A 12882-nucleotide genomic window follows, 5' to 3' on the forward strand; every position below is an offset into this window, starting at 1 on the left:
AACCGTTGTTCTTGAAACGCTATTTCTCCAGCCCGAACCCTTTTGCCGCCGCTGTGGCAATCTGTCCGGCCATCCCCATCACTCTGTACAATGGCGTTGTCTGAAGGGTCCGGTAAGGTTTGGGACCATGCAGGTCCACAATGGCGGCCACACTATAATGCCCTATAGCCGGAAGACTAAGGCCGATAGACTGTGCCGGCTGCAGCGGCTCCTGCGCAGCGAAGAAAGCGCCCAAGGCATGCGGAGGACCCAGAGAGGCATCAATCGCAATAATAATATGGTCCGGCGGAATCTCCGTGATCCGGGCAACCAGGTTATCCGCATCGCAGGGAAACGGCAAAGTGCCCATCACATGGGGAAAGCCGTACTCCTGCAGACCGCTGCCTGTCAGCGGTCCCAGCGCATCTCCGGTGGAGCGGTCCGTCCCGATGCAAAGGAATGTTACAGTCTCCGCCGGATGGCGGCTGGCAATATCACGAAAGAAACGCACCAGCTCACCGGCATCCATTTTAATCCGCTTTCGACTCGCCTGCTCCCTGATCGCCATAATGCCCTGTCCTCCCTTGTCTTATAATTTTTAATTTTACATGATTTCAAGGAGCCCGACAAAAAAATGGTGATCCGGCATCCAACATGGTAAAATACATGAATCAATGCACAGAGAGGATGGTACCCCCAATGGATTTGTCACAGCCAAGCCAGGAAAATGTGGAATATATGATCGAGGGCATCAAGAACAAACTGAAAATGGCAAGTGCCGCAGCCATGCAGGCCTCCGCGTTCTCGGTGGATCATTATGAGGATATTCTGGACCTGTATGAGGTAGCCATGGGCAGCGACAGGCTCAGCATCTCCCAGGTGGAAGCACTGGTGTCCGAGCTGGGACGCTTGCGGCATAATAAATGAATAAAGGCTTCACCTCAAAATAAGGGGTTGACAGACTTAACGGACCGGAGAAACGTTATTTCGCGAAATCAGCGCATTTTTCCGGCCAGACGGACTCAGAAGCCGCTAAATGATTCATTGCCCCTCATTTTGGGCTAAAGATCATGAAATAAGAGCACCTGTGTCCGTATAAAAGGACAACACCCTTCGTTGCCTCAAATAAGGTCATCTGGGTCCGCTTCCTTGCACAGCCGGTCCCGGTGACGAGTGGTTGCCGGGACTTAGTCAACCGCCGATTATGGATTTGTTCCTAAATAAATAAGCGAAGCCGGATTTCATTCCCGGTACAGGCAAACAAGGAGCCCCTTGCTTACAACCTTCATTGGAACAGGTCGTAAGACAAGAGGCTCTTTGTGCTGTAGAGGACATTCAATAGATGCCGCTCTTCCAGCTTAGGGCAGATCAATCAACACCAGCTCCGCTTGGCCCTCGCTGCTTGTGCCTTTGATCGTTAGATCGCAGCCTTTGCGGATACGGGCTGCGTCACCAGGCTGCAGTTGGAATTCACCATCTGCACAGGATATCTCCACATTCCCCGAGATCAGGAAGATATGAGTACGTCTGTCCTCTTGCTGCTGATAATGCAGCACACGGTTGGTATCCAGTAGCGATAGATAAATGGTGGCATTCTCGTTGACCGTCAGGGCGCCTTCCTCACCGGTCCCCGAAGCAACAGGCAGCAAGGTATTGGTTCTAAATTCATGCGGGAAAAACTTGGCATCCCATTTCGGAGTCAACCCCGGGCTGTTTGGAAGCAGCCAGATTTGCAGAAACCGAACATTGTCGCTTTCTGAAGGATTCATCTCCGAGTGGTTAATCCCGGTCCCTGCACTTATCGTTTGTACCGTACCCGCCTGCAGATCCGCCTGATTGCCAAGATCGTCCTGATGCCTCAGTACGCCGGAAATCACATAAGTAATAATCTCCAGGTCGTGATGGGGATGCTCATGCATCCCTTGCTGCGGCTTCAGTTCATTGTCGTTATGCGCCAGCAGCGCACCGAAATGCGCATTGCTGGGATCATCATAATCGGCAAAAGAAAAGCTGAACTCACTGTGTATCCAAGGTCTATTCGAAGTATGTCGTTCTGCTGACGTTACCACTTTTATCATAATTTTCGCACCTCCAGGATTGTAAAACCCTTCGATTCAGATTTGTGAACAGGCGCTTTAATTATTTAGTTCTTACCCGTATCCTTTCAAATTTAATCATTCTGATTGTTAAGTCAAAGTCAATTTGAACTCGGTATCTGCATGCCCTACCTGCGTGCCGCCATCATTATAGATCACACCCGAAAAAGCAGTGCGGAGCTTCTCCAGTGTATTCTTATGGCTGTAACCCAACTGGTCCAATATACTCCGCACAATGAGCCCCCACTCTTCTTCCGAACCGTCCAGGATCTTAAAGCAGATGCCCAGCCGCTCGCGGCGCAGGCCAAAGCAGTAGACTCCCTTGAATCCGCCTTTGGCCACAATATTATCATCCGCCAAAAGGATGGAGTCGAGCCGGCCATGACCGGCCACCATTTCCGGGTGCGCATTCATCGCCGCCGTAATCTTGGTAACCGCCATGCGCGTTGGCTCATCTTGAATTAGGTCGGGACAGGCCAGCTTCAAATAAGCGGCGGCCAGCGACTTCAGCGGAAGCGCAAATACCGGCAGTCCGCAACCGTCGGTTCCAAGGCCAATACTTTCCGCAGGGATGCCCGCCATATTCGCGATAGTCTCAATAATCTCTTTCTGTACCGGATAACCCGGCTGAGCATATTCTTCGAGCGGCAAGCCCTTCAATTTGCTGTAGGCCAAGATCCCCATGTGTTTCCCTGAGCAATTATGATAGAGCTTCCTTTTGCCCTGCCCGCGAATCGCCTGTTCTCTGCTCAAGGAGTTCAGTGGATAGCTTGTTGCACAGATCATGTCCGACTCATCGATACCAATCTTGGCCGAAATACGCTCGAGTGTAGCAATATGATAATCTTCACCCCGGTGGGAAGCGGTCATCAATGCAATTTCAGCTGGTGTAAAACCATAATGTTCTGCAATGCCCGCCCGGATTCCCGGAATGGCCTGCAGCGGCTTGGCCGCAGAGCGGGTAAAGGTTACAAACCCGGGATCACCGGCATAACCCTTCAACAGTCCGCCTTCTCCTACAATAGCTATATGTCCGCTGTGAACACACTCCAGCAAATCCGACCGATATTCACGTACCAACACTGTTTCCACTTAGGTCTCTCCTCTTTCCTCTATATGTCCGTACTAGAAACTATATAATTTTTCTGCCATGCGGGGTACTTTGTAAAGTTCCAAAAGAGCTTGTTTATCCTTATAAAAGTGTACTTCCTTAAGTATTCCTTCTTATTGCTCGGGTAATCTTTCCCTTGCTCTTTGACTGTTTCAGCGGATACCCCAACGTTTATATACGAAGTAAGATAACATCAGGTAGCCCTGATAGTTGAACTACCTTATTCTAAATTAGGAGTGATTAGTGATGAATAAAGCAGAGACGGAATATCCGGTACAGAGCGGAAGCACTTTCTTCAAAGGACTTTTTATCGGCAGCCTGCTGGGAGCAGCGGCAGCCCTGTTATTCGCCCCCAAACCGGGCAGCGAACTGCGCAGTGATCTTTCCGACAAGCTTTCAACGGCGACAGACAAAACGAAAGAGGTAGCCACTGCCGTAACCGACAAAACCAAAGCCCTTGCCACTACTGTTGGCGAAAAGGCGACAGATTTGGCCAGTACGGTATCTGCCAAGGCATCCGATATCTACACTACAGTCACCGACAGCAAACAGCAAATTGCTGCTACCCTGCAGGAAACGGGGAAGCAGATTAGCGGCACTATAAGCGACGCTTCCGGAAGTGTAGCCGATGACGTCAGCGACGCTTCCAAAAAAGTGGCCGATGAAGCCAAGGATGCCAAAGAAGAAGTTAAAACATCCTATAGTCCTTAAGCACCCGGCTTAACCTGCGGTTAAAAACAGCTATGATACCCTTTGCAATAGCCAGCTGACCGCAGCTGGCTATTGTTATGTTTGTATGGGCAGCCCCGGAACCTATCATCCTAAGCCTCAGGGCTACAGAAAGCAGGGATATCTTATGGGAGAATCAGTGAACAAGAACAACATCTATGAAGTCGATGAGCATCCCTTTGAGCTGCGGCATGAGGTGAAACGGCTAAACGCCAGACTGGACAAAATCGCCGATTCGCTGGAGAAGTCGGAGTTCAAGGATATTCTGGAAAACTATACCGACCCAAAAAAAAGGATTGTTACCAACCTTATGGCCGGGATTTCCCGGGGTCTTGGTTTGTCTCTCGGCACCTTTGTCATTCTCGGTCTGCTGGGTTATATCCTTAGCCTATTTCTCGATGTGCCGGTTATCGGAGAATATCTTGGCGAGATTAAAAAGTATATTGATGCCAACAGCTAACCCGTCCTCTCCCCCGCCCCCCCGGATGCCTGCTCCAGCAGGATTAGACGTCCGGCGGGGTGATTATTTAGGCGCGGGGTAGGGGTAGTACAGAAGAAAGGGCATGTGTGCCCCAGTGTTCGTTGGTAAAAATCTCGGAAAGTAACATGCTTGATTTTACTTACTTTCTTAATGGTTTATATTAGGTAATAAAAATTAAATATTGGAAAGCAAGTTTCAAGAGGTTTTTAGCCTGTTAAAAATGTTGGAAAGTCCATAGCATTGAAATTAACACGAAGTATCCCATGGGCGTATTTACTCACTTTGTTTACTCATATAATTGATATTACCCAATAATGATTCAATTTGTCTCTATGTAATTTCTTGCTCGGTTTTTAAGCTTTTGATTTCATTCTGTTGCATTAATATCATCTGATTAAGCCCTTGTATAATTCCTTCATCGCTCTTCTGCACTTGTTGGATATAATCTATATTGCTCTGGATTATATCCATTTGAACTACACTCTTGTTCTCAACTTTTGTGAAAAAAACAAAACTCAAACAGATAATCAATACAAACATTCCTAAGCAAAGCATCGCATTACGCAAACTATTATTACTACTATCAACATAATTATTTAGAATCCAATTATCATGCATTTTCAGCTCGTAATTTCGAGCCAACAGAAATACTTTTTCTGAATTTTGATTATCCTCATTCCCACTCAAACTACTCAAGTACTCAAGTACTCAAACTCATTCGGTTCTAAGACATAATTAGCACGACTATTCAACGTTAGTAATGAAAACCAACCACTTAATATAAGATAAAATGTGCTGAGTAAAATAATAATAACTAACGCACAATTTAAAAATGGGCTATCAACAAACTTATCTTTGATATTCAACAAGTATCCTAATACTGCTCCTAAGAAAGTGAAAGAGAGAGTTACTGCAACTGCAGTGACTTTTGCCTTATCTTCAAGTGACTTCTTGTTATCTACTAACATAGTGAATAGAGATTCAGCATCTTTTACACTAACATTTTTAAATTGCTTAATAATAAAAGTAGAATCTTCCTTAATAAGTTGTTGTTTCGTATTTTGAATGGTTTTATTGATTGACTTTTGCGCTCTCCGAAATTCTATAATTAGAAATACCCATTCCAATAATTTCATTTCTCACCTATCAATAAATCACAAATACTATTTTGAATATTAAAGCCAGATGCTTCGACTAACCAAGCCCATTCACCAGTAGGATTAATTTCAATGAATACGTATGATTCACCTTGTTCTATTAAATCAATGGCACCAAACCCCAAACCAAGTTCGCGAACTAATGAAATGCATTGGTTTTCTAGAGACTTTGGTAGTTGAAATGGCACAAAGCTAACATCATCTTTCTTCATACGCCAGTCTCCGGCAACGCCATTATTATTACTCAGACCTTACTGCAAAAACATCATTTCCAACCACCGTTACCCGCACATCGATTTTTGGATAAACATACTCCTGAATTACAATAGGAACTAAACCTAATTCAGCTGATAGTAGTTCCTTATCGCTTATGACATTGGAGTATACAAAAGCATCTTTAGAATCGATTTGCAGCACAGCAGTATCCACAGATTTCACAATATATTGCTTATCTAAAAAATCACTAATAGTGGTCGTATTAGTGATTTTTGTACTCGGACATGTAAAACCTAATCTAGCAGTATAGATTAATTGAAGTAATTTATTCTCTGCTTTAAATGTAGCGGTTGGATCGTTTACCCATTTCGCATTCTCAAAAATAGATAAATTACGCAAAAAAGCCATCCATTGGTTTCTGTAGAGCTGCATATCTGCTGAAACCTCCGGTTTATATGTATCTCTAAGATATATGGGAGCCCTATAATAGACACTTTTCAACAAAGCTTCATTTGTAACGTACGTCTGTCCAGCTATCCTTAAGGTTAAGGAAAGAGTCTGAAGATCCAGCTCTATATCATATAAGTGCATTTCATCAAGGTTTATACGAAAGTAAGCAAGATTACGTCTTTTAAGTTCAATACAGACATAATCTGTCGTAAAATCCATTTTGTCAGAGATAATCAATATATTAAAAGATATCACTTTCTGTCTTCACCTGTTTCAATATCACATTTCTTGGTCGAGGGCTTTAGACGACCCTTTTCTATAATCATCGGAATATTTTTCTCATTTACTATCCAATATCCAGCAATAGCATCGTAGGTACAGTCATCAAAAACGGGTTTAACCTTAGGGATATCATATATGTATGCTTTACTTAGTTATCTATTTTTTTGAACATCAGTCATAGAATGAATTTTCAACATCCTACCTCCAATATTCATATAAATAAATTTATTATCAGTAACTATGTCTAGTTTAAGACTTTGTAATACTTATTTCACCCTATCAGTTAGTTTGCCTATAATCAAATTGCATTGCAGACCTAGTTAAATCATTATGTAATCAATATTATTGACTATCATCACAGAACCCCCTATTATACAATATCCATATCTTAATATGATTTGATGGATAACCCTGCCCTTTAGCTTAAACGAAAACAAAGAGCAGCTCTGCCGTGGCAAACTGCTCCTTGTTTGATTCAACTATCGTTCATCGTTAGTTCAGCGCGGTTTTGATAAGGTTCACCGCGCTGTATGTAACGGCAAGTTAATTTTAAAAAAGGAGAACATCTTTTTTAAGATCCCTCCTGTTTTTTAAAAATGAAATAATTGCACGATTCGTTAAAATTGTCCCATTGCATCGTTTCGATGCAGGCGTATCCGTTTGACAGACTTGCAGCTACCTTCGCTCCAAACTCGACGGACGCTCCGGCTATTTCCCGGACAATCGGCCGGACGTGCGGCTGTTCGATGCTCACGATCCAATGCTCCACCTGGTGCACGCCTCCACGCATCATTTCTTGCTGCTGCCGGTACAGTTCGCTAATCACCAACAGGCGGCGATAGCCTCTCATCGAGGGTACCAAATGCCCTCATTACTTTTTTTCTTCCGCTTGCTCCCAGGGAACGGGTTTGGCCAGCTTCACCCACCGATTATTGGGGTTCAGTTTCCCTTCAAGGGCAGGTAGAAATCTTTGAGGGGATCGTCGGTAGATTCGGTTCGCTCAAACATAGTACTGCACTCCATCTGCAAAGGTTTTTGACATTTTCCGTGTATTCCCTTGCAGATAATTTTGACAAAATATCCTCAACTTCTTGTGGGAGTACGAGTTTTTATTTATTTAGCAAACCCTGCTTAGTGTTCGGTTAACTACATTCACAACATTTTCTGTACGGTCATTAATGAAAAAATGTCCCCCCGGAAAATCATGAAAGTGGCATTGCCTGCTCGTGTAACTAGTCCATTCTACTAATCTCTTTTTATCAGCTATTTGATCTTCAGAGCCATGCAAAATAGAAATGTCAACCGGTAAAGGCTTAATGCTGTCTTCTTTAAGTTGATAGGTTTCAACCAGCTTAATGTCCGCTCTGATGATCGGAAGAAACAAATCTAATATTTCGGTACAATTGTGCAATTCGGGAGGAATCCCCCCCAAGCCGATAATGTACTCTTCAAATTCTGTCCTCGACAAAGTATGACATATTCGAGAGACAGGTATATGCAGGGGTAATTTCCCGGAGAAAAAGACATGAAGCGGTTCCCTTCTGCTTGCCTCCTTAATTAAATGAATGAGCTCATAGGTCAATAAAGCTCCGAAACTATGACCAAATATGGCAAATGGAGAATCGTCTAAATAAGGTCTAATTTCACGATACAAATCTAATACTACTTCCTGAATATTGTCGCACAGTGGCCTGTTAGCACGTGTTCCCCTTCCGGGCAATTCGATCGGGATTAACTCTATATGATCCTCTAACTTATCTTTCCAACCGTAATAAATCGATGAGAGACCGCCTGCATGGGGAATACAAAAAAGCTTAACTTTAGAAACCATCTCTCTATTCTCCTATTCTTTTTGACTTAAGTGTTCGATTCAACGACTTTTCTTTCAGACTTGGATACTTCTTCTCTTACCGGCTTCAGTTCCTTCTCAGGCTCCAACTCCACACTGAAAAATTCTCTCAGGGCATTGCTTCTGTGTGCGAAGTAACCCATTACAATGAGAATGGTGCCTGATACAGAAACCAAATATATCCAGTTTGCCATTTCCATGACAGCTCCGAAAATTAACAAACCGATGGGTACACTCGTTGTTGTCACTGTTGTTACCACTCCAAAAATACTTGCTCTTATATTCTCCGGGATATAAATTTGCACATACGAAATCATTGGGATGTTGGCCATAACATTAAATAATCCTAGCAACGTAATAATAACAACATAAATACTGGTCATTACTACTTTGGATTCAATACTTAAAAAAGCCGGAAAAATCCATAATAGAATCATGAGTGCCATCAATTGGATCATAATGAAAATTTTATTTGTTACGAATTTACCTACTTTTTTTATTGAGATGAGTACCGCGCCGACAATAGAACCAACCCCCAATCCCGCTTCAATGAATGCCATTTCATAGCCACTCATTTTCAACTCGTCTCGAATGATGTATAACAAAACAATGGATATTAAGGGAGTGACTAAGAAATTAATGGTTACAAAAATGCCTAATAAAAGTTTAATCTCTTTTCGGGCTTTAATATATTGATATACTTCTTTCATGCTCTCAAAATACGACTTTTCTTGAATCTCTTCTCTATTCGGTTTATTCACAAAGACAAGGAAGATATTTAGAATACTGGCAATAATAAAAGATATACCATCGAGTAAAAGTAACATATTAAGCCCCAATAGGGTATACAAGGTGGCTCCTAAAATAATACCAAAAATATTAATTAAGGCACTGATACTTTGTATATTGGAGTTAACTGTCATGACCCGCTCCTTAGAAACTATTTCTGGGATTGAGGCATTGAGTGCCAAATTGAAAATTGCTTGAAACGTGTATAAAATGACAACATAACAAATAATTAAAGTAATATTATTAGCTACAAATATGAATATCCCCATAAATAACAGCGTTGCGATTCCACATAGAAATTCCGCTGCAACAAGTATTTTTTTCTTGTCACTTCGATCAATATGTACACCTGCAAAAGTATTAATTAGTATACCTGGGATGTAGGTGAAGGCAAAAACAAATCCGGACATTAGCGGTGAACCCGTGATATCTAAAATAAATAAGCTTAATGCAAAGCGTATTGCCGCAGAACCCAGCTCGGATATAAGGCGGCTCAAGCTAATTAGAGTGATATTTCTGGTATCTTGCATTGCAAAATCCCCCTTCTTGACCTTCGTATAACCACCAACATAATACGCCTTGGACATTGCCACTCGTCTGGTGTTAATCAAACGAGTGGCAATACCCTTTAATGCATTATCAAGTCAATTCTTCAGCTATGTTTGGGGTAAATTGCTGCATTGCTGCCCCTTGAAGTTGGCGTTGTACCACTTCTTTATCTGCGACATATGGTAATATGATCGTCATGTACAGTTTTGCTCGTACATGCCATACCATACAAATGATTCTGGAACGATCCTCCACATTTGCATTTCCAAGATTGATCTCTTCCAATCCGTCATCCTCTGCCCCAAGCTCTCCTAAATAATTTAAATTAATCGGAATTTGCTTAAACGCACGGGATATTATCCCGTTTGTAGCTGGGTACTCAGCTTTCATATCATCGTTATACATCAAATTCGAGAAGTGAATATTATGATTTGACAGCAACCTCAGCTTCTTCTTGATACTTTGATTGTTATCGGTTACGCTGCCATCAGAGTCTATGAGAACAGGAACGTAATCGATGAATTCTCCAATCGTATTAAAATATGTTTCCCCGCCGAAGCTTCTTCCATAGTTCGTTATCCAGACCGGCAACTTAGAAACGTTGAAACCATCCCTAAAATAGGTACTAAGGACGCCCAAACTTAGCTGCCAAATATCCTCTGGGGCTGATTTAACATCGTCAAGGATCATATCGAATGGGACCACCGTATAATCAGATCCGTCTTGTCGTTCGACTACATCTTTTACAAGATTAGCTTGCAATTCGAACTGTTCCAGCTCATACTCACTAACAATCTCCCCATCGCTTATCGAAGAAGGCCCTTTCGTAATTTTTCTAATAAAATCTCGAAAACTGTTATCTCTCTCCTCCACTGCCAGCTGCCCAGACTCCAAGCTGTCATAATACATCATGATTTTCTTTTTTATGATCTCGCTGCTGATATAATCGAAAATAGAATGAGAAAATGGAAGGATAAGCAGATGATCCCTCAAATTCTCTTTAATGACCAAAACTCTATACATCAAAGAGCCTTCCGGGTCATAGGGTTTTAAAAAGAAGTCCTTCATAATCTGGCTTAATATCTCATTTCTCGTGCTGCGATCATACATAGACAGATCTAGATAGGGTACGGACAGCTGATTTATATCGTCATAAACTTCCCAGGCGTACCCTTCATTCTCGACTATTAATGAACTTCTCATCACCTCTTCGGATGATATGAGATGTACAAAAGTTTTATTTAACAGCTCATGATTAAGAGCTTTGTCCCACTTCATTACTGTTCCCGAGAAGTCCTTATGCTCTAGATGATAAAGTTGAGATGGAGAGGCTTTATACGTGTCTTTCACTTTCCCGCTCACGACACATTTTTCAAAATCCGAGCTCATAGTTTCGATTTCTACGAGCATTTCACTGATGGAAGTATTAGAACTCATTTGTTGAAGCTGTACAAACGAATTAAATTCTTCTTCCCCACCGTTTTGAGATGGGAAAACACCGTTCCACTCAATGATATAGTGCGGATGAACCCGGTTGTCTAGATGCTCCTCGATAACAGCCTTAACATTTGACTTTAATTCTGGATTCAATTCCTCTACAGCAAGAATCAGATGGTTTTTTTCGTTCACCGTATAATCCAGATAGTAGCATTTAATGTTGAGGCCCTCACTAATAAAGTCCTCCGCTTCGTATCGGTCTTGAATCAAATTTTCCCGTAATTTGACCCGAGGACCTATAGCTTCCGCGAGTTTATCCAGCGTTTGGCATGTAAAAACTTCTTGAATACGAAGTTTGTACCCTAGATCGGTCAGCTCTGAAACCATCTGAATCGCCTTTAACGAATGACCTCCGATTTCAAAGAAATTATCATGGATACTAATCTCTTCTCTGTCCAGAACACGAATCCAAACATTAAGGATATCCCTCTCTGTCGTATTCCTTGGTTCAACATGAACGAACTCCGCATTTACCCACTGCTCTGCCTCCGGCAACACAGCTCGATCAACCTTCCCATTCTGATTAAGCGGAAGCTTCTTCATATATACAAATTGGGACGGAATCATGTACGCCGGTAAACTTTTCAGGAGATCAATCTTAAGTTGAGCCACATTTAGCTCATGTTCTGGTACAACATAAGCACAAAGGTACTTCTGCTGATCTTTCTGATTCTTCACGATGACTACCGTTTCATTAATGTAAGACTGCCTAGCGATCTCTCTTTCAATTTCTCCAACCTCTATTCTATAGCCCCTAATTTTGAGCTGGTTGTCCATTCTGCCGAGAAACTCGATATCTCCACCCGGTAACCACATCGCCAGATCGCCGGTTCGGTATATCTTCGATTTCTCCATAAAGGGATTGGGAATAAATTTTTCGGCCGTTAACTCGTCCAAGTTTTTGTAACCTCTGGCTACACCGTCCCCACCCACCCATAGCTCTCCCGGCACACCTATTGGAGCAAGCTTGCCATAGCGATCGACAATGTAAGTGGTAGAGTTTTGAATCGGCCGACCAATAGGAATGCTTGTTTCCTGCAGCTCCTTATCTACTAGGTAGTAGCTTGAAATCACCGTATTTTCTGTTGGGCCATACGCATTTACTATAATCAGCCCAGGGCAAGCCTTTTTAACTTCTGCAACTCGTTTAGCTGACAGGACATCCCCTCCGACCATTAAACTCTTTAAACTGCTGAACATTTGCGATTTATCTCGAGCAATTTGATTAAACAGGGGAGTTGTTAATATTAGATGGTTAATTCCGTTATCCTGAATCATCTTCTCCAGCTGGTTCGGATCCAATAATGTATACTTATCGATCACATACAGCTCCAGACCGTTCAATAGCGCCCCCCAAATTTCATAGGTGCATGCATCAAATACTTGGGCTCCCGTCTGTAAGATACGGTCTCCTTCTTCGAATGTGATATAGTTGGTGTTCCGGACCAGCCGAACAACGTTCCGATGCTCTACCATGACCCCCTTCGGTTTCCCTGTTGAGCCCGAGGTGTACATCATATATACCAAATCGGATGATGTGTTTATAGGAGCCAGATTTGCCGGTTCCTGAGCCATATCTGCTGCTCGCTCAAGCTCGATGGTCTCGACTTGAATATCAACCTTCCCCAGATTCGCAACCTTGGCCAGCAAGACTTGCGCCTGACTATCTTCTAATAAATAGGAAACCCGCGCTACTG

The 12882-nt window shown here is 42.7% G+C and carries 13 protein-coding genes and 1 pseudogene; 3 read left to right on the plus strand and 11 right to left on the minus strand.

The genetic code is table 11. The annotated features are described in order from the left end of the window. Nucleotides 1–19: 19 nt before the first annotated feature. The gene (yyaC, locus tag IEY53_RS32280; protein WP_189032123.1) at nt 20–547 is read right to left on the minus strand and encodes a spore protease YyaC; all 528 of its coding nucleotides are present in this window, start codon (nt 545–547) and stop codon (nt 20–22) included. Nucleotides 548–678: 131 nt separating this feature from the next. Here yyaC and IEY53_RS32285 point away from each other — a divergent pair, with 131 nt between their 5' ends. Beyond that, nucleotides 679–906: a DUF1128 domain-containing protein gene (locus IEY53_RS32285; RefSeq protein ID WP_189032124.1), complete on the plus strand. Its 228-nt coding sequence runs from the start codon at nt 679–681 to the stop codon at nt 904–906. 431 nt (nt 907–1337) lie between these two features. On the opposite strand, the gene IEY53_RS32290 is transcribed toward IEY53_RS32285, so the two are convergent. Then, nucleotides 1338–2057: a pirin family protein gene (locus tag IEY53_RS32290; protein WP_189032126.1), complete on the minus strand. Its 720-nt coding sequence runs from the start codon at nt 2055–2057 to the stop codon at nt 1338–1340. A gap of 108 nt (nt 2058–2165) precedes the next feature. Then, on the minus strand, nt 2166–3167 hold the full coding sequence (locus tag IEY53_RS32295) for an asparaginase (RefSeq protein ID WP_189032128.1): 1002 nt from the start codon (nt 3165–3167) through the stop codon (nt 2166–2168). 265 nt (nt 3168–3432) lie between these two features. Between IEY53_RS32295 and IEY53_RS32300 the strand changes: the two genes are divergently transcribed. Both IEY53_RS32300 and IEY53_RS32305 read left to right on the plus strand, forming a co-directional pair. Next, on the plus strand, nt 3433–3897 hold the full coding sequence (locus IEY53_RS32300; protein ID WP_189032130.1) for a YtxH domain-containing protein: 465 nt from the start codon (nt 3433–3435) through the stop codon (nt 3895–3897). 145 nt (nt 3898–4042) lie between these two features. After that, a complete protein-coding gene (locus tag IEY53_RS32305) occupies nt 4043–4375 on the plus strand; it encodes a DUF5665 domain-containing protein (protein WP_189032133.1) in 333 nt (110 codons plus the stop codon). A 351-nt stretch (nt 4376–4726) separates the two neighbouring features. Here the strand turns inward: IEY53_RS32305 and IEY53_RS32310 are convergent, their stop codons facing one another. From IEY53_RS32310 to IEY53_RS32345, 8 genes and pseudogenes are all read right to left on the minus strand, one after another. Then, a complete protein-coding gene (locus tag IEY53_RS32310; RefSeq protein ID WP_189032135.1) occupies nt 4727–5092 on the minus strand; it encodes a hypothetical protein in 366 nt (121 codons plus the stop codon). Beyond that, nucleotides 5089–5532, minus strand: a complete 444-nt coding sequence (locus tag IEY53_RS32315; protein ID WP_189032136.1) for a hypothetical protein — start codon at nt 5530–5532, stop codon at nt 5089–5091. Before IEY53_RS32315 ends, IEY53_RS32310 begins: the two co-directional genes overlap by 4 nt. Beyond that, entirely contained in the window at nt 5529–5765 is a 237-nt protein-coding gene (locus IEY53_RS32320) for a hypothetical protein (protein ID WP_189032137.1), read from the minus strand. Before IEY53_RS32320 ends, IEY53_RS32315 begins: the two co-directional genes overlap by 4 nt. A 28-nt stretch (nt 5766–5793) precedes the next feature. Beyond that, nucleotides 5794–6438, minus strand: coding sequence for an ATP-grasp domain-containing protein (locus tag IEY53_RS32325; protein ID WP_189032138.1), 645 nt, complete (start codon nt 6436–6438; stop codon nt 5794–5796). 673 nt (nt 6439–7111) lie between these two features. Next, a pseudogene (locus IEY53_RS32330) lies at nt 7112–7348 on the minus strand (IS5/IS1182 family transposase); the annotation flags it as partial. 270 nt (nt 7349–7618) lie between these two features. Continuing rightward, on the minus strand, nt 7619–8332 hold the full coding sequence (locus IEY53_RS32335; protein ID WP_189032140.1) for a thioesterase II family protein: 714 nt from the start codon (nt 8330–8332) through the stop codon (nt 7619–7621). A 26-nt stretch (nt 8333–8358) separates the two neighbouring features. Next, on the minus strand, nt 8359–9669 hold the full coding sequence (locus IEY53_RS32340) for an MFS transporter (protein ID WP_189032141.1): 1311 nt from the start codon (nt 9667–9669) through the stop codon (nt 8359–8361). Between the two features lie 109 nt (nt 9670–9778). Beyond that, nucleotides 9779–12882: non-ribosomal peptide synthetase (locus IEY53_RS32345; protein ID WP_189032142.1), on the minus strand; the 3104-nt coding region annotated here is incomplete at its 5' end.

The organism is Paenibacillus albidus, from assembly GCF_014644435.1.
Taxonomy (GTDB): Bacteria; Bacillota; Bacilli; order Paenibacillales; family Paenibacillaceae; genus Paenibacillus_AQ; species Paenibacillus_AQ albidus.